We start from the raw sequence: 21,540 nt of genomic DNA on the forward strand, positions 1-21,540 counted from the left end.
GGGGAACGCTGCCCTCAGCGGTGCGGGGCCGGGCGTGTGAGGGTCCCGGCGGGCGCCGGAGGAGGGCCGTGAGGTGCGTGAACGCCGGGGCGGGGCCGCCGCGCCGGCCTCGGAGGCGGTCGTCAGCGGCTGCCGGTCAGGTGGGCGAAGACCACCACGTTGCCCTGGTACCCGGTGGCCTTCGAGTAGCCGCCGCCGCAGGTGATGACCCGCAGCTCCGGCCGCCCGGCCGCGCCGTACACCTTGTCGTCGGGGAAGGCGCTGGCCGGGTACACCTCCACCGCGTCGACGGTGAACACGGCCACGCCTCCGTTGCGCCGGTCGATCTCGATGACGGCTCCGCGCTTCAGGGCGCCCAGGTCGTAGAAGACGGCCGGGCCCTCGGCGTTGTCGACGTGGCCGGCGACGATCGCGGTGCCCGTCTCGCCGGGTGTGGTGCCGGCCTCGTACCAGCCGGCGAGGTTCTTGTTCCCGGCGGGCGGCACGTCCAGGCTGCCCGCGGGGGTGAGGCCCAGGCCCGTCAGCGGGGCGTTCACCCGGATCGAGGGGATGCGGATGCGGGTCGGCGGGGAGGGCGCCAGCGCGGTGGCCCCGAGCCGCTCCTCGCCCGGGTCGGGCCGGCCCTCGGCGGCGGGCGGCTGCGGCGGCGCGTGCGTCACGTCCGGAGCGGCGAGCAGCCACGTCCCCGAGCCGAGGGCGACCACGGTGACGGCGGCTATGGCGGTGTCCCCGACTCTGCGCATGAGATCCCCTCTTCCCGGGGCGCACCCCGAACGGGCCCTTCGGATTCGGTTCGGCCCGCCACGGGGCGGACCCCCTCCCCCTCCGGGCCGCGAGGGGCGTCGGACCCGGAGGGGGCGGGATTCTGCGGTACCGGCGGACGGACAGCGGAGGGTGTCCGTCAGATCCCGTCGCCTCTCGCCCGGCGATGCAGGAGCCAGGTACCGCCCGCGGCGGCGACGGCCAGAGCCGTCACGCCCGCCGCGGTCTGCACGGGGTCGGTGCCGAGTGCGCCGCCGACCCCCGTCTTCACGCTTCCCCGCGGCCGCACCTGCTCGTGCTCCGCGCCCATGCGCGCCGTGCTGAGCGCCACCACCAGGTCGCCCGTGACCTGCCGGGCGCCGTCGGCGCACTTCGCGACGATCTCGTACGTGCCCGGCTGGGCGCCCGGCGGGACCCGGAACCCGCCGCTCGCCCCGCCCTCGTCCGCGCCGGGCGCCAGCATGAAGGTTCCGGCGCCGACCGCGCCCGCGTCGGCGATCGCGCCGGCCTTCTCGCCGCACGCCGCGGTGTTCACGGTGACCTGGCCGCCGGGCACCGCGGTGGCCGGGTCCACCTGCAGGCTGCCGCTCCCGGCCGCGGCCGGAGCGCTCCGCAGGCGAGCCGCCGCCGGGCCTTCGCCGCCGTGGGCCGGCGCCGTGGCGAGTCCCGCCGTGGCCACGGCGAGCGCGGTACCGGTCAGCAGACGGGCGGTGCGTCGCATGGTGCTCCCCAGGGCTTGTCCGTCTCGTTCCTCCGACTCGTCCAGGGGCGCGCCCCTGCTCCTCCGAGGAAAATCGCACTCGGGCCGCGGCGCTTGCTGACGCCCGGTCAGGAACGTGCTGAACGGGTGGCGCGCGGGACCCCCACACGGGCTAGCGGAGACGGATCATGCCTGGTCACAGGCGTGCCGCAGGTGCTCGGGAAAGAGCACACGAATGGAGCGCGGGGCGGGGGTGAACGGGTGAGGGGCGGCACGCGTGGCTGGTGGGCGCCCTGGCCGGCCGCCACGGCGGGCGGGCGCGGGCCGCCGGGCCGCACGGCGCGCGAGAAGGGCGGCCGCCCCGGTACCCAATGGACCGGGACGGCCGCCCGAACGCGCCTCGTCGTGCTCTAGTTGACGTTGACCGCGCTCCACGCGGCGGCCGTCGCGTTGTACTCCGCGCTGCCCGCGCCGTACAGGTCCTTGGCGGCGTTCAGGGTGGCCGTGCGGGCGCCCGCGTAGTTCGTGGAGGACGTCATGTAGACCGTCAGCGCCCGGTACCAGATCTTGCCGACCTTGTCCCGGCCGATGCCGGTGACCGTCGAGCCGTTGGACGTCGGCGAGTTGTAGTCGACGCCGTTGATGGTCTTCGCGCCGCTGCCCTCGGCCAGCAGGTAGGCGAAGTGGTTGGCGACGCCCGAGGAGTAGTGGACGTCGAGGTTGCCGACCGACGAGCTCCAGTAGTCCGCGGAGCTGCCGTCCCTGGACGGCTTGTCCATGAAGCGCAGGGCCGCCTTGCCGAAGCCCGGCTTCACGATCTTCTCGCCGATGAGGTAGTCGCCCTGGTCGGAGGAGTTGTTCGCGTACCACTCGACCATCGTGCCGAGGATGTCCGAGGTGGCCTCGTTCAGGCCGCCGGACTCGCCCGAGTAGGTCAGCGCGGCCGTCTTCGACGTCACGCCGTGGCTCATCTCGTGCCCGGCCACGTCCAGCGCAACCAGCGGCCCGAAGGTGGTGCCGTCACCGTCGCCGTACGTCATGCAGAAGCAACTGTCGTCCCAGAAGGCGTTGTTGTAGCTGCTGCCGTAGTGGACGCGGTTGTACGAGCCCTTGCCGTCGCCCGCGATGCCGTTGCGGCCGTGGACGTATCTGTAGTAGTCCCAGGTCTCGTTGGTGCCGTACTGGGCGTCGACGGCGGCCGTGGCGCGGTCGGCGGTGGCGCCCGTGCCCCAGTGGTTGTCGGCGTCGGTGAACAGCGTCGCGGGGGCCCGGCTGAAGCAGATCCCGAAGAAGCACAGGTCGGTCTTGCCCTCGGCGTCACCGGTGTAGGTGTTGCCGCGCGTCGGGTCCTTGAGCTGGTACGAGGAGCCGGACTGCGTGCTCTCCATCGGCACGGTCCCGCTGTACAGCGACTTGCCGTCGCCGGTGACCGTCTCGATGCTGTCCCAGGCGTCGATCTGGGCGCCGGTGCGGGCGTCGGTCAGCACGGTCCGGGCGACCGGGTTGCCGAGCGAGTCCAGGCCGGCGGCGTTGGTGCGCCAGGCGAGCTTCGGGGCGCCGTGCAGGGCGTCGACGACCAGCTCGGGCCTGGCCTTGACCTGCCGGAGCTTCTCGCCCAGGTTGGCGGCGCGCAGGGCGTTCACGGCGAGGTCGGCGGCCCGGGGCGCGGTCAGCTTCGGGGTGGTGGTGGGGACCGAGATCCTGGTCCTGGTCGCGCGGTCGGCGCCGCGGTACGCACCGTCCCGCGCCAGGTGGACGACGAAGTCGCCGCCGAGCACCGGAAGCTGATGGTACGTACGGTCGTAGCGGACGTGCTGGGTGCCGTTGCCGTCGACGATCACGTCCCGGACGCTGGTGTCCTGGGCGGAGGTCAGGCCGAGGCTGCGCGCCTGCGCCAGGATCGCCGAGGCCGCGTTCTGGACGGCGGTGGCCCGGGTGGGGCGGCCGTCGGCGTGGGCGGCGGGGGAGAGGGCGGCGGTGAGGAGGGCCGCGGTGGTGACGGCGGCGCCGGCGGTGGCGAGACGACGGGAACCCCGGACGTGCTGACGTATCCGACTCATCTGTCTCCTTGGGGGAGGCGCCTTCGAGGCGTGGGGGGCGGGGGCGCGCTGTGTTGACTGAGATTTAAGGGGCCATGACATGTCATGTCCATAGCGCCTTCATGGAGATGTGTGAGAAGGCGGCGCAGGAGGAGAATCGTTTCCGTGATCACCTCGGACGCCCTGGACCCGCTGCCGTTCTTCGTCTACGGCACCCTGCGCCCCGGCGGGCGCAACCACGGCCTGTTCCTGCGTGGCCGGACCGAGCGGGAGGAAGCGGGACGATTCGCGGGCGCGGCGCTGTACGAGGGCCCCGGCTACCCCTACGCCGTCGAGGAGCCCGGCGGCACGGTCAGCGGCGAACTCGTCACCGCCTCGGCGCGGTCGTACGCCGCACTCCTGGCCGAGCTGGACCGCCTGGAGGAGTACGTCCCGGGCGACCCCCGCAACCTCTACGAACGGGTCGCCCGCCCCGTCGAGCGCCCCGACGGCGGCACGACCCGGGCGTGGGTCTACCTGGCGGCCCCCGCCGTCGCCGCCCGGCTGCGCGCCGGGGGCCGGCGGATCACGAGCGGCGACTGGCTGGCACGCGGCTGAGGGAGGCCGGCCCGGATGCCTCCCAGCTCCCTACTCCGGTGGCCCTAGGGGCTCCACCCGCACCGCGCAGGTCTTGAACTCGGGCATCTTCGACGTCGGGTCGAGGGCCGGGTTCGTGAGGGTGTTGGCCCGGCCCTCGCCCGGCCAGTGGAACGGCATGAAGACCGTGTCGGGGCGGATCGCGGTGGTGATGCGGGCGGGGGCCACGGCGCGGCCGCGCCGGGAGACCACCGCCAGCGGGTCGCCCTCGGCGGCGCCGAGACGGGCCGCGAGACGCGGATGGAGCTCGACGAACGGGCCGGGCGCGGCCGCGTTCAGCTCGGCCACCCTGCGGGTCTGCGCCCCCGACTGGTACTGGGAGACCACCCGGCCGGTGGTCAGCAGCAGCGGGTACTCCTCGTCCGGCTCCTCCGCACTGGCCCGGTGCGCCACGGCGGCGAACCGCGCCCGGCCGTCGTCGGTGGCGAAACGGTCGAGGAACAGGCGGGGGGTGCCGGGATGGACGGGAGGCGAGGCGGGCCCGTCCGGCGCGGGGGCCCCGGCGGCCGCGCCGACGGCGTCCCGCGCCGGCGCCTCCGGGCACGGCCAGAAGACGCCGTTCTCGTCCGCCAGACGGCGGTAGGTGATGCCCGAGTAGTCGGCGGCGCCGCCCGCGCTGGCCCGGCGGAGCTCCCCGAAGACCTCCTCCGGGTCGGCCGGGAAGCCCTTCTCCACGCCGAGCCGGGCGGCCAGGCCGTGCAGCACCTCCAGGTCGCTGCGGACCCCGGCGGGCGGCGCGACGGCCCGGCGGCGCAGCAGGACCCTGCCCTCCAGGCTGGTCGTCGTGCCCGTCTCCTCGGCCCACTGCGTGACCGGCAGGACGACGTCCGCGAGTTCGGCCGTCTCCGAGAGGACGACATCGCACACGGCCAGGAAGTCCAGCGAGCGCAGCCGCTCCTCCACGTGCGCCGCGCGCGGCGCGGAGACCACCGGGTTGGAGCCCATCAGCAGCAGCGCCCGGACGTCCGTGCCCAGCGCGTCCAGCAGCTCGTACGCGCTGCGCCCCGGGCCGGGCAGGCCGTCCGGGTCCACGCCCCACACCCCGGCCACGTGCCGCCGCGCCGCCGGGTCGTCCAGCCGGCGGTAACCGGGCAACTGGTCCGCCTTCTGGCCGTGTTCGCGTCCGCCCTGCCCGTTGCCCTGCCCGGTCAGACAGCCGTACCCGGACAGCGGGCGGCCCGCCCGGCCCGTCGCCAGGCACAGGTTGATCCACGCGCCCACCGTGTCCGTCCCCTTGGACTGCTGCTCGGGCCCCCGCGCGGTGAGCACCATCGCGGACTCCGGCTCGCAGAACATCCGCACCGCCCGGCGCAGTAGGGGAACGGACACCCCCGTGATCCGCTCCACGTACTCCGGCCAGTGCGCCATGGCCGCCGCCCGGGCCTCCTCCCAGCCGGACGTGCGCTCCTCGATGTACCGCTCGTCCGTGCGGCCCTCGGCCACCACCAGGTGCAGCAGGCCCAGCGCGAGGGCGAGATCGGTGCCCGGCCGGGGCGCCAGGTGCAGATCGGCCTGCTCGGCCGTCTTCGTGCGGCGCGGGTCGACGACGATCAGCGTGCCGCCGTTGGCGCGCAGTTCGCCGAAGAAGCGCAGCGACGGCGGCATCGTCTCGGCCAGGTTGGAGCCGACCAGGACGACGCAGCCGGTGCGCGGGATGTCCTCAAGCGGGAACGGCAGCCCCCGGTCCAGCCCGAACGCCCTGGTGCCGGCGGCCGCCGCGGAGGACATGCAGAACCGGCCGTTGTAGTCGATCTGCGAGGTGCCGAGCACCACCCGCGCGAACTTGCCGAGCGCGTAGGCCTTCTCGTTGGTCAGCCCGCCCCCGCCGAACACCCCCACCGCGTCCGGCCCGCTGTGCGCACGCACCCCGGACAGCGCCCCGGCGATCCGGTCCAGCGCCTCCTCCCAGCCGGCCTCCACCAGCTTCCCGCCGGACCGCACCAGCGGCGAGGTCAGCCGGGCCGCCGGCGACAGCACCTGGGCGGCGGTACGGCCCTTGCCGCACAGCGCGCCCCGGTTCACCGGGAAGTCCGGCCGTTCGGTCACCTCGACGCCGCCCTGGGGCAGGGGCGTGATGTTCATCCCGCACTGCAGGGCGCAGTACGGGCAGTGGGTGGGCGTCGAGGTGGTCTCCATGCCGACCAGCGTGCTTCCCCGGTGTTACGGCCCGCGGCGGCTCCTTGTTACGCGGCCGGGAAGCCGGCCTCCCCGCGCCCGCCCGCCCGCCGTGAGGCCCCGGTCACCGGCCGGACGCGAGGGCCCGCGCCACGCCGGTCTCCTTCGGTCCGAGGAACCGCGGATCCGGCTGGAACACCGCGTCCAGAGCCGCCTTGCCCGCCGCGAACACCTCGCGCGTGCCGCCGTAGTACCAGGTCGCGTCGTGCTTGGCGTCGACCCCGAGGCCGTACGAGTCCACTCCCGCCGCCTCGCACAGCGCCACCGCCCGCCGGATGTGGAAGCCCTGGCTGATCAGCACCGCGCGGTCCACTCCGAAGATCCTCCTGGCCCGCACGCAGGAGTCCCAGGTGTCGAAGCCCGCGTAGTCGCTGACGATGCGCGCGTCCGGCACGCCGTGCCGGGTGAGGTAGGCCCGCATGGCGTCGGGCTCGTCGTAGTCCTCGCGGCTGTTGTCCCCGGTGACGAGGACCGCCTCGATCCGCCCCTGCCGGTACAGCCCGGCCGCCGCGTCCAGGCGGTGCGCGAGGTACGGGGACGGCTCGCCGTCCCACAGCCCGGCCCCGAACACCACCGCCACCTCGGTGCGCGGCACGTCCGCGGCGGTCCGCAGCCGGTCGGCGGTCGACACGTACAGCCAGGTCACCGGCAGCAGCGCCAGCACGCACCCGGCCATCACGGACTGCACCAGCCGCCGCCACCCCCTGCGGGTGCGCGGCAGCCGCGGTCGGCGCGTCTTCATGCGGCCCCCTCCTGATCGGTTCCGACCGGGAGGACGCCGGTCACGGGGATCCGGTTCGCTCCGGCGACCCGGTCCGCCCTCACGGCGTGCATCCGAACGGGGTGAAGCCGCGGAAAACACCCGTGACCGTCCGGCAACGGCGGCGCAACGAACCCACGTCAGGATCATCCCATGACGGCGTCGAACCCCTTCAGCGACGAGCCCGCCCTCCACCTCGACAGCACGGCGCACCTCATGATCAGCATCGGCGACCGGCTGGCCGACCGGCTCCGGCTCGTGTCACCGAGCGGACGCCGCCGTCCCGCACCCACCCCGCCCGCCCTGGTCCTGGTCGCCCACGGCAGCCGCGACCCGCGCGCGCTGCGGACCGTGCGGGCCCTGCGCGACCGGGTGCGCGAGCGGCGGCCCGGGCTCCCCGTCCACCTCGGCCACATCGAGCTGAACGAGCCCCTGCTCCCGGACACCCTGGCCGCGCTCGGAGCGGCCCCCGCGGTCCTCGTACCGCTGCTCCTCGGCCGGGGCCACCACGTCAAGCGGGACATCCCCGAGATGGCCGCCGCCTCGCCGGCCCGCACGCGCGTGGCCGCCCCGCTGGGCCCGCACCCCCTCCTGGTCGACACCCTGCACGCCCGTCTGCTGGAGGCCGGCTGGCCCCCGGCCGGGGACGCCGCCGTCCGCCGCACTGGCGCGGTCGTCCTCGCGGCGGCCGGCTCCCGCGACCCCGACTCGGCCGCCGACACCCGCCGCACGGCCCGCCTCCTCGCCGAGCGCCTCGGCGTGCCGGTCGTCCCCGCCTACGCCTCGGCGGCGAGTCCGACGGTCCCCACGGCGCTGCGGGCACTGGCCGCACGCGGCCGCGACCGGGTGGCGATCGCCTCCTGCTTCACCGCGCCGGGACGGTTCGCGACCCAGTGCGCGCAGGCGGCGCCGTGGATCGCCTCGGCCCCCCTGGGCGCCCACGAGGCGATGGCCCGCCTGGTCCTGCACCGCTACGACCGGGCGCAGGCGCCGGCGGCCGATCTGGCGTCGGCCTGAGACACGGGCGGCCGGCGCCCGCGGACCCGACACACCCCGAAGGGCGATCGGGCGCCCCGTGCCCCCCGATTGTCACCACCGCCCCGTACTGTCGAGTCATGGAAGGCACCACGGCTACCAGCACGGCACCCGCCCCCGCCTACGACCCGACGTCGGTCGAACGCTGGGCGCCCGAACCCGACAAGCGCCCGGGCCGCACCGCCTTCCAGCGCGACCGCGCCCGCGTCCTGCACTCCGCGGCCCTGCGCCGCCTGGCCGGCAAGACCCAGGTGGTCACACCGGGGACCCTCCCCCACTCCCAGCTTCGCTCGAGCGGGGGGACGCCCATCCAGGCCTGGGACGCCAGTCCCCGCACGCGCCTGACCCACTCCCTCGAGTGCGCGCAGGTCGGCCGCGAGCTGGGCGCCGCCCTCGGCTGCGACCCCGACCTGGTCGAGGCGGCCTGCCTCTCGCACGACCTCGGCCACCCGCCTTTCGGCCACAACGGCGAGCAGGCCCTGAACGAGTTCGCCGACGACTGCGGCGGCTTCGAGGGCAACGCCCAGTCCCTCCGACTGCTCACCCGCATCGAGCCCAAGCGGTTCACCCCCGAGGGCTCCGTCGGCCTCAACCTCACCCGCGCCGCCCTCGACGCCGCCACCAAGTACCCCTGGCCGCGCGGCGCCCACCCCACCGACCCGGGGTCCGTGAAGTTCGGCGTGTACGAGGACGACCGCCCGGTGTTCGACTGGGTCCGCGAGACCGCCCCCGGCACCCGCACCTGCTTCGAGGCGCAGGTCATGGACTGGTCGGACGACGTGGCCTACTCGGTGCACGACGTGGAGGACGGCCTGCACGCCGGCCACGTCGACCCGGAGTGCCTGCGCGCCGAACCCGAGCGGCAGGCGGTGTTCGAGGTCGCCGTCGGCCGGTACGTCCCGGCGGACACCGACCCCGCCGAGCTCGCCGAGGCCCTCGACCGGCTCCAGAACCAGGAGTGGTGGCCGCACGGCTACGACGGGACGGCGGTCGCCCAGGCCCGCCTGAAGGACGCCACCAGCCAGCTCATCGGCCGGTTCTGCCTGGCCGCCGAGGGCGCCACCCGGGCCGCGTACGGCGGCGGCCGGCTCACCCGCTACGGCGCCGAACTCGTCGTGCCCCGCGAGACCCGCATGGAGTGCGCGGTGCTCAAGGCGGTCGCCGACCGGTTCGTCATGCAGCGCGCCGAGCAGGAGCTGCTGCGCGCCGACCAGCGGGTGGTCGTGGCCGAGCTGGCCGAGGCGCTCACCCTGCGCGCGCCGGAAGGCCTCGACCCCCAGTTCCGGGCCCTGTTCGACGAGGCGCCCGACGACCACGCGCGCAAGCGGGTGATCGTCGACCAGATCGCCTCACTGACCGACGCCTCCGCCCGCTCGCTGCACGCGAGACTGACGGGGCATATCCACCGGGAAAGTGCCCCTCCCGTGGCCTGATCGGGGCACTCCCTCTTCCCGCAGCACGCCCGGTGCGGGACGCTCGCATGTGGCGGCACCCTTACGAGGAGGCATCAAGTGGTCGACGCGGATCAGACATTCGTCATCGTCGGAGGCGGCCTCGCCGGCGCGAAGGCGGCCGAGACGCTCCGTGCGGAGGGCTTCACCGGCCGGGTGATACTGATCTGCGACGAGCGCGACCACCCCTACGAGCGTCCCCCGCTGTCCAAGGGCTACCTGCTGGGCAAGGAGGAGCGGGACAGCGTCTTCGTGCACGAGCCCGCCTGGTACGCGCGCAACGACGTCGAGCTGCACCTCGGCCAGACCGTGGACCGGATCGACCGCGCCGCCAGGACCGTGCGCTTCGGCGACGACGGCACCCTCGTCCACTACGACAAGCTGCTGCTCGCCACCGGCGCTGAACCCCGCCGCCTCGACATCCCCGGCACCGACCTGGCGGGCGTGCACCACCTTCGCCGCCTCGCGCACGCCGAGCGGCTCAAGGGCGTCCTGGCCGCGCTCGGCCGGGACAACGGCCACCTGGTGATCGCCGGCGGCGGCTGGATCGGCCTGGAGGTCGCGGCGGCCGCCCGCGAGTACGGCGCCGAGGTCACCGTGATCGAGCCCTCGCCGACCCCGCTGCACGGCGTCCTCGGACCCGAGCTGGGCAACGTCTTCGCGGAGCTGCACCGCGCCCACGGCGTCCGCTTCCGCTTCGGGGTGCGGCTGACCGAGATCGCCGGCCAGGACGGCGTCGTCCTCGCCGCCCGCACCGACGACGGCGAGGAGCACCCCGCCCACGCGGTGCTCGCGGCGATCGGCGCGGCCCCGCGCACCGCCCTGGCCGAGGCGGCGGGCCTTGAGCTGGCCGGCCGGGAGCACGGGGGCGGGATCGTGGTGGACGAACGGCTGCGCACGTCCGACCCGGACATCCACGCGGCCGGCGACGTCGCCTCCTTCCCGCACGCCCTGTTCGACACCCGGCTCCGCGTCGAGCACTGGGCCAACGCCCTGAACGGCGGCCCGGCCGCCGCCCGCGCGATGCTCGGCCAGGACGTCACCTACGACCGCGTGCCCTACTTCTTCACCGACCAGTACGACCTGGGCATGGAGTACAGCGGCTGGGCGCCGCCCGGGTCGTACGACGAGGTGGTCATCCGGGGCGACGCGGGCCGGCGCGAGTTCATCGCGTTCTGGGTCCGCGAGGGCCGGGTCCTCGCCGGGATGAACGTGAACGTGTGGGATGTCACAGAGCCCATCCAGAACCTCATCCGTTCCCGGGCCCGGGTGGACACGGAGGCGCTCGCCGACCCCCACGTACCGCTGGACCGCCTCGGCTCCTGATCTCCGCGGCCACCGGGACTGTCGTACGAGCCCCGTAGAATCGCATCGTGGCAGGACGGATCAACGACGAGGACGTGAAGGCGGTACGGGACGCGGTCCCGATCGACGCCGTGGTCTCCGAGTACCTCCAGCTGCGCAACGCCGGTGGCGGCAACCTCAAGGGGCTCTGCCCCTTCCACGACGAGAAGTCGCCGTCCTTCCAGGTCAGCCCGAGCAAGGGACTCTTCCACTGCTTCGGCTGCCAGGAGGGCGGCGACACCATCACCTTCGTCATGAAGGTGGACCACCTCTCCTTCTCGGAGGCGGTGGAGCGGCTCGCCGCCCAGGCCGGCATCACGCTGCGCTACGAGGAGGGCGGGTACAACCCCGCCCACCAGCGCGGCGAACGCATCCGCCTGGTCGAGGCGCACAAGGTCGCCGCCCAGTGGTACGCCGAGCAGCTCGCCACCGGCGCCGAGGCCGAGACCGGCCGGGTCTTCCTCGCCGAGCGCGGCTTCGACCAGGCCGCCGCCGTCCACTTCGGCGTCGGCTACAGCCCCCAGGGCTGGGACCACCTCACCCGCTACCTGCGAGGCAAGGGCTTCACGGACAAGGAGCTGATCCTCTCCGGGCTGTCGCAGGAGGGCCGGCGCGGTCCCATCGACCGCTTCCGGGGCCGGCTGATGTGGCCGATCCGCGACATCGGCGGCGAGGTCGTCGGCTTCGGCGCCCGCAAGCTCTACGAGGCGGACAACGGGCCGAAGTACCTGAACACGCCCGACACGGCGATCTACAAGAAGTCCCAGGTCCTGTACGGCATCGACCTGGCCAAGCAGCACATCGCCAAGACCAGCCGGGCCGTCGTCGTCGAGGGCTACACCGACGTCATGGCCTGCCACCTGGCCGGGGTCACCACCGCCATCGCCACCTGCGGCACGGCCTTCGGCGGCGACCACATCAAGATCCTCCGCCGCCTCCTCATGGACAACGGCTCCGCCCGGGTGATCTTCACCTTCGACGGCGACGCGGCCGGCCAGAAGGCGGCCCTGCGCGCCTTCGAGGACGACCAGAAGTTCGCCGCCGAGACCTACATCGCCATCGCGCCCGACGGCATGGACCCCTGCGAGCTGCGCCTGGCCAAGGGCGACGACGCGGTCGCCGACCTGGCCGAACCGCGCACCCCGCTCTTCGAGTTCGCGCTTCGCCAGATCGTCGCCCGCTACGACCTGGACACCCCGGCCGGCCGCGCCGCCGCCCTGGACGAGGCCGCCCCGATCGTCGCCCGCATCAAGAACAGCGGCGCCCAGCACGAGGTCGCCGTCCAACTCGCCGGCATGCTCGGCATCCTCGACACCCAGTTCGTGGTCAAGCGGGTCGCCCAGCTCGCCCGCTGGGCCCGCGAGCGCGGCAAGGGAGGGCCCCAGCAGCAGTCTCGCGGCCCGCAGCAGCAGTGGGAGACCGGGCCCCGCCCCGCGGCCCCCTCCGGCCCGGCCCTCACTCTGCGCAACCCCGTCTACGCCGCCGAGCGCGAACTGCTCAAACTCGCCCTCCAGCGCCCCGACCTGGTCTCCCCGGCCTTCGACGCGTACGGCGAGGACGAGTTCACCGCCCCGCCCTACGCCGCCGTGCGCCGGACCATCGCGGAGGCGGGCGGCGCCGAGTACGGCGTCGAGGACGGCCAGGAGTACCTGGTCCGGGTGCGCGACGCCGCGCCCGACGACACCGCCCGCGCCATGGTCACCGAACTGGCCGTCGAGCCGATCCTGCGCCGCACGGTCGACGAGACGTACGCCGGCACGGTGCTGGTGCAGATCCGCCGCCGTGCCGTGGAGCGCCGCATCCGCGACATCCAGTCCCAGCTCACCCGCCTGTCCTCCGGCGGCGACCCGGCCCAACTGGCCGCCGTGCAGAACGAGATGTGGGTCCTGCAGCAGTACGACCAGGCACTGCGCGAACGGGGCGCGTCCGCCCTGTGACGGGCCGGGCCCTGCCACCCCGGAAGCGGTCCGGACCATGACCGCGTCGCGGATCGGATAACCACCGCGTCACGGACCGGACGCAAAAAGTCACCGCACGACTCTCGTGGCGGCGATGTGTCTTACCCCACACTGGGGTGCGGTGCCCGGGCCCCCGGTGCCCGCCCAGGCAGTTTCCGGTGCCTGCCCCAGGAGGTCGCCCCCGTGCAGACCCAGACCCTCACCCACACCGACAGCAGCGCCGGCGCCGCGGCCGACGGGCCCGGCGCGGAGTCCGGAGTCCTCGTGGCCGTCCCCCCGCAGAGCCGCGCCCTCGGCCACCCCGAGGCGGACCAGGAGCAGACCGGTGAACCGGCGGAGCCACCCGCCGAGGCGCTGACGGAGGAGCCGGAGGAGGCCGCCGAGCCCGCCGAGCCCGCGGGACCCGCGGTCGCCGCGCGGGCCGAGACCGGCGGCCCGTCCGCCGACCTGTTCCGCCAGTACCTGCGGGAGATCGGCCGCATCCCGCTGCTCACCGCCGCCGAGGAGGTCGACCTCGCCCGCAAGGTGGAGGCCGGTCTGTTCGCCGAGGAGAAGCTGAGCAGCACCCCCGACCTGGACAGCCGGCTCGCGCACGACCTGGACCGGCTGGTCGTCATGGGCCGGATGGCCAAGCGCCGGCTGATCGAGGCCAACCTGCGGCTCGTGGTGTCGGTGGCGAAGCGGTACGTCGGCCGCGGCCTGACCATGCTCGACCTGGTGCAGGAGGGCAACCTCGGGCTCATCCGGGCCGTGGAGAAGTTCGACTACGCCCGCGGCTACAAGTTCTCCACCTACGCCACCTGGTGGATCCGCCAGGCCATGTCCCGCGCCCTGGCCGACCAGGCCCGCACCATCCGGGTGCCCGTGCACGTGGTGGAACTGATCAACCGGGTCGTCCGCGTCCAGCGCCGCATGCTGCAGGAACGGGGCTACGAGCCCGCGCCCGAGGAGGTCGCCGGCCAGCTCGACCTGCCGCCCGAGCGGGTCCGCGAGGTGCTGCGGCTCGCCCAGGAACCGGTGTCCCTGCACGCCCCGGTCGGCGAGGAGGACGAGGTGGCCCTCGGCGACCTCATCGAGGACGGCGACGCCGCGAGCCCCGTGGAGTCGGCCGCGTTCCTGCTGCTCCGGGAGCACCTGGAGGCCGTGCTCTCCACCCTCGGCGAGCGCGAGCGCAAGGTCGTCCAGCTCCGCTACGGACTCGCCGACGGCCGCCCCCGCACCCTGGAGGAGATCGGGCGCCTGTTCGGCGTGACCCGGGAGCGGATACGGCAGATCGAGTCCAAGACCCTCAGCAAGCTCCGCGACCACACGTTCGCGGACCAGTTGCGGGGCTACCTGGACTGACCGGGGCCGCCCACGGCGTGGACGGCCCCGGCCGCGGATCAGTCCACCTCGGCCACGGCCTGCGCGAACTGCGCCTGGTACAGCCGGGCGTACGCCCCGCCGGCCGCCAGCAGCTCCGCGTGCGCGCCCTGTTCGACGATGGAGCCGTTCTCCATCACCAGGATGGTGTCCGCGTCCCGGATCGTCGACAGCCGGTGCGCGATGACGAACGACGTCCGCCCGTGCGCGAGTTTGGCCATCGCCTTCTGGATCAGCACCTCGGTACGGGTGTCCACGGAGCTCGTGGCCTCGTCCAGCACCAGGATCACCGGGTCGGACAGGAACGCCCGCGCGATGGTGATGAGCTGCTTCTCACCGGCGCTGACCCCGGAACCCTCGTCGTCGATCACGGTGTCGTAGCCGTCGGGCAGGGTGCGGATGAACCGGTCCGCGTGCGCCGCGCGGGCCGCCTCCTCGATCTCGCCCCGGGTCACGTCGCGGGCGGCGCCGTAGGCGATGTTCTCCGCGATGGTGCCGCCGAACAGCCAGGTGTCCTGGAGCACCATGCCGATCCCGGACCGCAGTTCGTCCCGGGACATCCGCCGCACGTCCACCCCGTCCAGCGTGATGCGCCCGCCGGAGACGTCGTAGAACCGCATCAGCAGGTTCACCAGCGTGGTCTTGCCCGCGCCGGTCGGGCCGACGATGGCCACCGTCTGCCCCGGCTCCACCGTCAGCGAGAGGTCCTCGATCAGCGGCTTCTCCGGGTCGTACCGGAACGACACGTGATCCAGGCACACCCGTCCGCGCAGTTCCTCGGGCCGCACGCCCGGCACCGGGTCCGCCTCCTGCTCCTCCGCGTCCAGGAGTTCGAAGACCCGCTCCGCCGAGGCGACACCCGACTGCACCAGGTTCGCCATCGACGCGACCTGCGTCAGCGGCATCGAGAACTGCCGCGAGTACTGGATGAACGCCTGCACGTCACCGATGGACAGCGCGCCCGACGCGACCCTGAGGCCACCGACGACCGCCACCAGCACGTAGTTCAGGTTCGACACGAACATCATCAGCGGCTGCATGACGCCGCTGTTGAACTGCGCCCGGAACGCGGCCTCGTACAGCGCCTCGTTCTGCTCGGCGAACTGCTGCGCCGACTCCTCCTGCCGGCCGAACACCTTCACCAGGGTGTGCCCGGTGTACATCTCCTCGACGTGCGCGTTCAGTTTGCCGGTGCTGCGCCACTGCTGCACGAAGTGCGGCTGCGACCGCTTGCCGACCCGGGTGGCGACCACGAACGACAGCGGCACCGTCACCAGCGCGACCAGCGCCAGCAGCCAGGAGACGTAGAACATCATCACCAGCACGCCGATGATGGTCAGCACCGCGTTGATGAGCTGGCCCATCGACTGCTGCAGCGTCTGACCGATGTTGTCGATGTCGTTGGTGGCCCGGGAGAGCACCTCACCGCGCTGGCGCTTGTCGAAGTACGACAGCGGCAGCCGCGACAGCTTCCCCTGCACGGACTCGCGCAGCCGGTACATGGTGCGGTTCACCGCCCGGTTGACCAGCCGGGTGGCGACCGCCATCAGCAGACCGGCGACCAGGAAGGTGCCGAGCGCGAGCAGCAGCACCTGCCCGACGGCGCCGAAGTCGATGCCCTGGCCGGGCGTGAAGTCGGTGCCCTTGAGCATGTCGGCGATCTGGCCCTGGCCGCGCTCGCGCATCGACTGGAGCACCTGCTCCTTGGTGGCCCCGGCCGGCATCTGCCGGCCGACGATGCCGGCGAAGACCAGGTCGGTGGCCTTGCCGAGGATCTTCGGGCCGAGCACGCTCAGGGTCACGCTGACGACCACGCACAGCAGCAGGGCGCAGATGGTGACCCGTTCGGGTCTGAACCGGGCGACGAGCCGCTTGCCCGTGCCCTTGAAGTCCATCGAGCGCTGGTCGGGGCCGCCCCCGGCCATCATGCGTCCCATGGGCCCGGCCATCAGGCGGCCTCCGCTTCCGTCAGCTGGGAGAGCACGATCTCCCGGTAGGTCTCGTTCGCCGCCATCAGTTCGTGGTGCCGGCCGGTGCCGACCACCCGTCCCTCGTCCAGCACGATGATCCGGTCCGCGTCCCGGATGGTGGCCACCCGCTGCGCGACGATGACGACGGTCGCGTCGGCGGTCTCGCGGCCGAGCGCGGAGCGCAGCGCCGCGTCGGTGGCGTAGTCCAGCGCCGAGAAGGAGTCGTCGAAGAGGTAGATCTCCGGGCGCTGCACCAGCGTGCGGGCGATGGCGAGCCGCTGCCGCTGACCGCCCGAGACGTTGGTGCCGCCTTGCGCGATCGGCGCGTCGAGCCCGCCCTCCAGCTTGCCGACGAAGTCCTTGGCCTGCGCCACCTCCAGCGCCTGCCACAGCTCCTCGTCGGTGGCCTCCGGATTGCCGTAGCGCAGGTTGGTCGCGACCGTCCCGGCGAACAGGTACGGCTTCTGCGGCACGAGCCCGACGGTCCGGGCGAGCAGCTCCGGGTCGACCTCGCGGACGTCCACGCCGTCCACCAGCACCTGGCCCTCGGTGGCGTCGAACAGCCGCGGGACCAGGCCGAGCAGCGTCGACTTCCCACTGCCGGTCGAGCCGATCACGGCGGTCGTCTCGCCCGGCCGGGCCACCACGTCGACGGCCTTCAGCACCGGCTCCTCGGCACCCGGATAGCGGAAGCCCGCGCCCCGGATCTCCAGATGCCCGTGCCGGCGCAGCTCGGTCACCGCTGCGACCGGCGGCACCACGCTGGAGTCGGTCCCCAGGACCTCCTCGATGCGCTCGGCGCACACCTCGGCGCGCGGCACCATCATGAACATGAAGGTGGCCATCATCACGGACATGACGATCTGCATCAGATAGGCGAGGAACGCGGTCAGGTCGCCGATCGCCATCCCGCCGCTGTCGATGCGGTGGGCGCCGAACCAGACCACCGCGATGGACGAGACGTTCACCACCGTCATGACGATCGGGAACATGAGGGCGAGCATCCGGCCGGTGGCGAGCTGCATCTCGGTCAGGTCCCCGTTGGCCTTCCCGAACCGGCCCTGCTCGTACTCGTCCCGGACGAAGGCGCGGATCACCCGGTTGCCGGTGATCTGCTCGCGCAGCACCCGGTTCACCGTGTCCAGCCGCGTCTGCATGGAACGGAACAGCGGCCGCAGCCGGCGCACGATCAGCGTCACGGAGATGCCGAGCACCGGCACGACCGCCACGAGCACCGCGGACAGCGGCACGTCGAGACCGAGAGCGAGCACGATCCCGCCGACGCACATGATGGGCGCCGACACCATGAGGGTGAACGACATCAGGGCCAGCATCTGGACCTGCTGTACGTCGTTCGTCGTACGGGTGATGAGCGAGGGCGCCCCGAAGTGACCCACCTCACGGGCGGAGAACGACTGGACCCGGTCGAAGACCGCACCGCGCACGTCCCGGCCGAGCGCGGAGGCGGTCCGGGCGCCGAAGTACACCGCGCCGATGTTGCACACGACCTGCACCAGCGAGACGCCGATCATCAGGGCGCCGAAGGACAGGATGTAGTCCGTGTCGCCCTTCACGACACCGTTGTCGATGATGTCGGCGTTGAGCGTGGGCAGGTAGAGGGTGGCGCAGGTCTGCAGGAACTGCAGCAGCACCAGGAACGCTATGGGTTTTCTATAGGGCCTGAGATAGGTCCGCAGAAGTCGTATGAGCACGCTACGTCTCTCGGAGTCGGCGACAGGGGCTGGTCGATGCGCCCTTCGCCCCTATCGTCGGGCACTCCACCCGTGTTACCTCAACCGATTAAGCCATCGGCGTGCTCCCGGCACCCGGAGGCCCGGGCCGTCACGGGCGGAAGGCTCCGGGGTGGGTCTGCTCCCGGACCGACACGAACTGCTGCCGCACCGCCTGCCCCACGGCCAGTTCCTCGCCCGGCTCCAGCACCTGCGCGGCCGCGCCGTGCCAGGCCGGCGGGGTGCGCGGGTCGAGCGCCCCCTGCGACACGCCGAGCGCCCAGGCGGCCTGCCGGGCCGCGCCGATCGCCGCGTAGTCGGCGGGCTGCGGCACGACGACCTGCGCGCCGAACAGCGACGGCGCCGCGGCCTGCACGGCGGGCAGTTCGGCGGCCGCGCCGAGCAGGAAGACCCGCCGCACCTCGACACCCCGTCCGCGCAGCACGTCCAGCGCGTCGGCGAGCCCGCACAGCATGCCCTCGAACGAGGCCCGCGCCAGGTGCTCGGCCTTCATCGACTCGCGCCGCAGTCCGGCCAGCGTGCCCGCGGTGTGCGGGAGCTGCGGCGTCCGCTCGCCCTCCAGGTACGGCAGCAGCACCAGCCCGTGCGACCCGGGCGTCGACTTCATCGCCAGGTCGGACAGGCTCTCCAGATCGGGCAGGCCGAGCAGTTCGGCGGTGCCGCGCAGGGTGCGCACCGCGTTCAGGGTGGTCACCACCGGCAGGTGCATGCCGGTGGCGTCGGCGAGGGAGGTGATCATCCCGGACTGGTCGGCGAGGGCCTCCGGGTGGACGGCCATCACGGACCCGGACGCGCCGAGGGAGACGACCGCGTCCCCGAGCCCGATGCCGAGCCCGAAGGCCGCGGCCATGGTCTCCCCGGTCCCGGCGGAGATCAGCAGCCCCTCCGGGGTGGTGCCGGCCGCGTCCGAGGGGCCGATCACCTCGGGCAGCATCGCCTGGTGGCCCAGGGACAGCTCGACCAGGTCGGGCCGGTAGCCGCCGGTGGCCGCCGACCAGTACCCGGTGCCGGAGGCCCCGCCGCGGTCGGTGGTGCGCCGCACGGGCCGTCCGAGAAGCTGCCAGACCAGCCAGTCGTGGGCCTGCAGCAGCACCGCGGTGCGCTGCGCGTTCTCGGGTTCGTTCTTGGCGAGCCAGCGCAGCTTGGTCACCGGCTGCGCCGCCTGCGGCACGGACCCCACGGCCTGGGCCCAGGCCTCCCGGCCGCCCAGCGCGTCCACCAGGTCGGCCGCCGCGACCTGGGCCCGCTTGTCCCCGCCGACCAGAGCCGGCCGCACGGTGTTGCCCTGCGCGTCCAGCGGGACCAGCGCGTTCTGCTGGGTCGAGACCCCGATGGCCTGGACGCCCTCCAGCAGCCCGCCGCCCGCGGCCTCGCCCAGGGACAGCAGCCAGGCCTGCGGGTCGACGTCACTGGGGCGCCCGCCGCCGTCCGGCGTGTCGACCGGATGCGGGGCGTACCCCTGCCTCAGCACGGCCCCGGTGTCCGTGTCGCAGACCACGATGCGCGTGAAATCGGGTGAGCTGTCCAAGCCGGCGACTATCCCCATGGCGAAAATTCTGCCGCATCGCGGGGCTTGCTTCGGCCGCGGGAGGAGGGGCGCCGCGAGAGTGTCACGTGTTGCTCGTGCCCCAGTCGTCCTCGGGGGCGCCGTTCACGTTGCGTTCGCGCAGGGAGCGCACGCGCTGGGCCACCGACGCGGGGACCCGGTCGCCCACCTTGTCGCTGACCGTGTGGAACGCCTTGCCCGCGTACTGGCGGCCCTGCTGGGCGGCCGTCTCCGCGGTGTTCCGCACGGCGGGGTTCTCCGCGAGCCGGCGAGCCGATTTCTTCAGCTGCTCGTAGCGCTCGCGTCCGGCCCTCGTGCCCAGCACGTAACCGAGGGCCACTCCGGCGAGGAACGTAAGCCGGTAACGCATGGCTGCCACCCTTCCCTTTGTCTGAGGTCTCTGGTGCGGCGTCGGCGCCGGGGAGAACCGATTGGCGGAGCACCCCCCTGCTTGCGCTAATGTATGTGTCGCAGCGAGCGCGCGCCCCCTGGCGAATACCCAGGTAGGTGCGTTCGATGCAACGAGGCGATCCTCCGTAGCTCAATTGGCAGAGCAGCCGGCTGTTAACCGGCAGGTTACTGGTTCGAGTCCAGTCGGGGGAGCTTCGGTCCTCCGTAGCTCAATTGGCAGAGCAGCCGGCTGTTAACCGGCAGGTTACTGGTTCGAGTCCAGTCGGGGGAGCGCGTTGAACGAGGACCCTCCGGGGTCCTTTTTCATGTCCCTGGGAACCGCCGCCGACCTGGTGAAGTCCTCAAGGTCAGGAAGCAGCGCGGAAGCCGACCATCCGAAGCAGGAGATCGTATGAGCGGCTATGCTGCGGCAGACGGCGCGCACACTTGTACGCGACACGCCGCTATGGGGCGGTAGCTCAGCCGGTTAGAGCAGCGGACTCATAATCCGTCGGCCGTGGGTTCGAGTCCCACCCGCCCCACTCAGCACTACTCCCGCAGAAACGTCTCGCCATCCGGCGCCCGGCCGAGCCTGCCGACGATCAGCGCAACGGGCCGCCGTCCGGTCGGCCGCCGCAGGCCGGACGAATCGTTCGGATTCGTCAAGCGGTTCGGCCAACAGCCCTCGAACGGTCACGACTTGCCGTGATTTTGGCTTGGACATGCCCTGCGCTGGGCACGGACCTCCTACCGGAAGCCGCCGCGCGGGCGGCGCCGGCAGGAGGAGGGCGTCATGGACCGTCGTATCCGGGTACGTGTCATTCGCCGGCCCGCCGCCCCGCGCGGGCAGGAGATCGACCGCAGGACGCCCTCCGGGCGCATCCTCCCGTACTGACCGCCGCCGGCCGTCCCCGCCGTCACCGGCCGCCGGGGGACGGCGGCACATGGCGGGCCACCGCCGCCCGCAGCGCGGCACGCAGGGCCCCGGACGGCGGCGGGCTGCCGGGCGCCGTGCTCGCGATGAGCGCCCCCGCCACCTCGCGCAGCTTGGTGTTGGTGCGCTGGGACGCCTCCCGCAGGACGTGCCAGGCCTGTTCGGGGGTGCAGGAGTGAGCGGCCATCAGGATGCCGCGCGCCTGGTCGATCACCGGGCGGGAGTCGATCGCGTGCCGAAGCTGCGCTATCTCGGCCCGCAGCGAACCCAGTTGCTCGGCCCGTTCACGGGCCACCGCGGAGGCGTTGCGCACGGGTGAACCGGCGAACGGGGCGGCGGGCAGCGGGTCGGTGTCGTCCAGACCCACCAGTTCCAGCACCCGGCGCGGCTGGCCCCGCCAGCCGGTGACCGCGACCGGCACGCCGCGCCGGCGCCCGTACTCGCCGAGCACGTCCAGGCACTCCAGTCCCGAGGTGTCCATGAAGGTCACCTCGCTCATGTCCACTTCGACCCGGCCGACGTCCGGCGGGAGGGCGGCCAGGGCTCTGGCCACCGTGTCCGCGGCGCCGCGCACCACCTCTCCACGCGCCTGGAGTAAAGCCCGGTCACGCACCGTCCGACCCTCGACGACCAGCGCGTCAAGGCGTCCGGTGTAGGGGTCTCGTGCCGCTGAGGTCATGTCTCCGCCCTGCTCCGGTCCTCTTGGCTCGTATATCCCCGCCTGCCC

The 21,540-nt window shown here is 73.2% G+C and carries 16 protein-coding genes and 3 tRNA genes; 9 read left to right on the plus strand and 10 right to left on the minus strand.

Translation table 11 applies throughout. The annotated features are described in order from the left end of the window. Positions 1 to 122 precede the first annotated feature (122 nt). From ACFYU0_RS11105 to ACFYU0_RS11115, 3 genes are all read right to left on the minus strand, one after another. On the minus strand, positions 123 to 743 hold the full coding sequence (locus ACFYU0_RS11105) for a class F sortase (protein WP_389299672.1): 621 nt from the start codon (positions 741 to 743) through the stop codon (positions 123 to 125). 158 nt (positions 744 to 901) lie between these two features. After that, entirely contained in the window at positions 902 to 1,483 is a 582-nt protein-coding gene (locus ACFYU0_RS11110; RefSeq protein WP_389299675.1) for a hypothetical protein, read from the minus strand. Between the two features lie 389 nt (positions 1,484 to 1,872). Beyond that, complete coding sequence (locus tag ACFYU0_RS11115; RefSeq protein WP_389299678.1) at positions 1,873 to 3,522, minus strand: M4 family metallopeptidase; 1,650 nt, start codon at positions 3,520 to 3,522, stop codon at positions 1,873 to 1,875. 147 nt (positions 3,523 to 3,669) lie between these two features. Here ACFYU0_RS11115 and ACFYU0_RS11120 point away from each other — a divergent pair, with 147 nt between their 5' ends. Next, positions 3,670 to 4,098, plus strand: coding sequence for a gamma-glutamylcyclotransferase family protein (locus tag ACFYU0_RS11120; protein ID WP_389299954.1), 429 nt, complete (start codon positions 3,670 to 3,672; stop codon positions 4,096 to 4,098). 30 nt (positions 4,099 to 4,128) lie between these two features. Here the strand turns inward: ACFYU0_RS11120 and ACFYU0_RS11125 are convergent, their stop codons facing one another. Both ACFYU0_RS11125 and ACFYU0_RS11130 read right to left on the minus strand, forming a co-directional pair. Further along, complete coding sequence (locus tag ACFYU0_RS11125) at positions 4,129 to 6,273, minus strand: molybdopterin oxidoreductase family protein (RefSeq protein ID WP_389299681.1); 2,145 nt, start codon at positions 6,271 to 6,273, stop codon at positions 4,129 to 4,131. 103 nt (positions 6,274 to 6,376) lie between these two features. Next, a complete protein-coding gene (locus ACFYU0_RS11130) occupies positions 6,377 to 7,054 on the minus strand; it encodes an ElyC/SanA/YdcF family protein (RefSeq protein WP_351659665.1) in 678 nt (225 codons plus the stop codon). Positions 7,055 to 7,225: 171 nt separating this feature from the next. Between ACFYU0_RS11130 and ACFYU0_RS11135 the strand changes: the two genes are divergently transcribed. The 5 genes from ACFYU0_RS11135 to ACFYU0_RS11155 all read left to right on the plus strand — a co-directional run bounded on the left by ACFYU0_RS11135 (position 7,226) and on the right by ACFYU0_RS11155 (position 14,204). Continuing rightward, the gene (locus tag ACFYU0_RS11135; protein WP_389299684.1) at positions 7,226 to 8,089 is read left to right on the plus strand and encodes a sirohydrochlorin chelatase; all 864 of its coding nucleotides are present in this window, start codon (positions 7,226 to 7,228) and stop codon (positions 8,087 to 8,089) included. 98 nt (positions 8,090 to 8,187) lie between these two features. Continuing rightward, positions 8,188 to 9,540 (plus strand): deoxyguanosinetriphosphate triphosphohydrolase, encoded by a 1,353-nt coding sequence (locus tag ACFYU0_RS11140; protein ID WP_389299687.1) that lies wholly within the window; start codon positions 8,188 to 8,190, stop codon positions 9,538 to 9,540. A gap of 78 nt (positions 9,541 to 9,618) precedes the next feature. After that, positions 9,619 to 10,884, plus strand: a complete 1,266-nt coding sequence (locus ACFYU0_RS11145) for an FAD-dependent oxidoreductase (protein WP_351659674.1) — start codon at positions 9,619 to 9,621, stop codon at positions 10,882 to 10,884. 47 nt (positions 10,885 to 10,931) lie between these two features. Further along, complete coding sequence (gene dnaG, locus ACFYU0_RS11150) at positions 10,932 to 12,839, plus strand: DNA primase (RefSeq protein WP_351659677.1); 1,908 nt, start codon at positions 10,932 to 10,934, stop codon at positions 12,837 to 12,839. A gap of 132 nt (positions 12,840 to 12,971) precedes the next feature. Next, positions 12,972 to 14,204 (plus strand): RNA polymerase sigma factor, encoded by a 1,233-nt coding sequence (locus ACFYU0_RS11155; RefSeq protein ID WP_389299957.1) that lies wholly within the window; start codon positions 12,972 to 12,974, stop codon positions 14,202 to 14,204. Between the two features lie 38 nt (positions 14,205 to 14,242). Here ACFYU0_RS11155 and ACFYU0_RS11160 read toward each other — a convergent pair whose 3' ends face one another. The 4 genes from ACFYU0_RS11160 to ACFYU0_RS11175 all read right to left on the minus strand — a co-directional run bounded on the left by ACFYU0_RS11160 (position 14,243) and on the right by ACFYU0_RS11175 (position 19,859). After that, positions 14,243 to 16,171, minus strand: a complete 1,929-nt coding sequence (locus tag ACFYU0_RS11160) for an ABC transporter ATP-binding protein (RefSeq protein WP_389299691.1) — start codon at positions 16,169 to 16,171, stop codon at positions 14,243 to 14,245. Further along, entirely contained in the window at positions 16,171 to 17,904 is a 1,734-nt protein-coding gene (locus ACFYU0_RS11165; RefSeq protein WP_389299694.1) for an ABC transporter ATP-binding protein, read from the minus strand. Before ACFYU0_RS11165 ends, ACFYU0_RS11160 begins: the two co-directional genes overlap by 1 nt. A 130-nt stretch (positions 17,905 to 18,034) precedes the next feature. Continuing rightward, the gene (locus ACFYU0_RS11170) at positions 18,035 to 19,489 is read right to left on the minus strand and encodes an FGGY family carbohydrate kinase (protein ID WP_351659686.1); all 1,455 of its coding nucleotides are present in this window, start codon (positions 19,487 to 19,489) and stop codon (positions 18,035 to 18,037) included. Positions 19,490 to 19,553: 64 nt separating this feature from the next. Further along, positions 19,554 to 19,859, minus strand: a complete 306-nt coding sequence (locus tag ACFYU0_RS11175) for a YtxH domain-containing protein (RefSeq protein ID WP_351659688.1) — start codon at positions 19,857 to 19,859, stop codon at positions 19,554 to 19,556. 160 nt (positions 19,860 to 20,019) lie between these two features. Here ACFYU0_RS11175 and ACFYU0_RS11180 point away from each other — a divergent pair. The 3 genes from ACFYU0_RS11180 (at position 20,020) to ACFYU0_RS11190 (ending at position 20,421) form a co-directional block, all read left to right on the plus strand. Continuing rightward, positions 20,020 to 20,092: transfer RNA gene (locus ACFYU0_RS11180), tRNA-Asn, on the plus strand. Positions 20,093 to 20,098: 6 nt separating this feature from the next. Then, positions 20,099 to 20,171: transfer RNA gene (locus tag ACFYU0_RS11185), tRNA-Asn, on the plus strand. 176 nt (positions 20,172 to 20,347) lie between these two features. Then, positions 20,348 to 20,421 (plus strand) — tRNA-Ile (locus tag ACFYU0_RS11190). 375 nt (positions 20,422 to 20,796) lie between these two features. Here ACFYU0_RS11190 and ACFYU0_RS11195 read toward each other — a convergent pair. Further along, positions 20,797 to 21,492, minus strand: coding sequence for an ANTAR domain-containing response regulator (locus tag ACFYU0_RS11195; RefSeq protein ID WP_389299698.1), 696 nt, complete (start codon positions 21,490 to 21,492; stop codon positions 20,797 to 20,799). Positions 21,493 to 21,540: the final 48 nt, after the last annotated feature.

The sequence above is a fragment of the Streptomyces sp. NPDC003720 genome (assembly GCF_042875075.1).
GTDB lineage: Bacteria > Actinomycetota > Actinomycetes > Streptomycetales > Streptomycetaceae > Streptomyces.

Coding starts and splice junctions, on each gene's coding strand:
- ACFYU0_RS11105 (WP_389299672.1), bottom strand. CDS start 743: ATGCGCAGAGTCGGGGACACCGCCATAGCCGCCGTCACCGTGGTCGCC.
- ACFYU0_RS11110 (WP_389299675.1), bottom strand. CDS start 1,483: ATGCGACGCACCGCCCGTCTGCTGACCGGTACCGCGCTCGCCGTGGCC.
- ACFYU0_RS11115 (WP_389299678.1), bottom strand. CDS start 3,522: ATGAGTCGGATACGTCAGCACGTCCGGGGTTCCCGTCGTCTCGCCACC.
- ACFYU0_RS11125 (WP_389299681.1), bottom strand. CDS start 6,273: ATGGAGACCACCTCGACGCCCACCCACTGCCCGTACTGCGCCCTGCAG.
- ACFYU0_RS11130 (WP_351659665.1), bottom strand. CDS start 7,054: ATGAAGACGCGCCGACCGCGGCTGCCGCGCACCCGCAGGGGGTGGCGG.
- ACFYU0_RS11135 (WP_389299684.1), top strand. CDS start 7,226: ATGACGGCGTCGAACCCCTTCAGCGACGAGCCCGCCCTCCACCTCGAC.
- ACFYU0_RS11140 (WP_389299687.1), top strand. CDS start 8,188: ATGGAAGGCACCACGGCTACCAGCACGGCACCCGCCCCCGCCTACGAC.
- ACFYU0_RS11160 (WP_389299691.1), bottom strand. CDS start 16,171: ATGGCCGGGCCCATGGGACGCATGATGGCCGGGGGCGGCCCCGACCAG.
- ACFYU0_RS11170 (WP_351659686.1), bottom strand. CDS start 19,489: ATGGGGATAGTCGCCGGCTTGGACAGCTCACCCGATTTCACGCGCATC.
- ACFYU0_RS11175 (WP_351659688.1), bottom strand. CDS start 19,859: ATGCGTTACCGGCTTACGTTCCTCGCCGGAGTGGCCCTCGGTTACGTG.
- ACFYU0_RS11195 (WP_389299698.1), bottom strand. CDS start 21,492: ATGACCTCAGCGGCACGAGACCCCTACACCGGACGCCTTGACGCGCTG.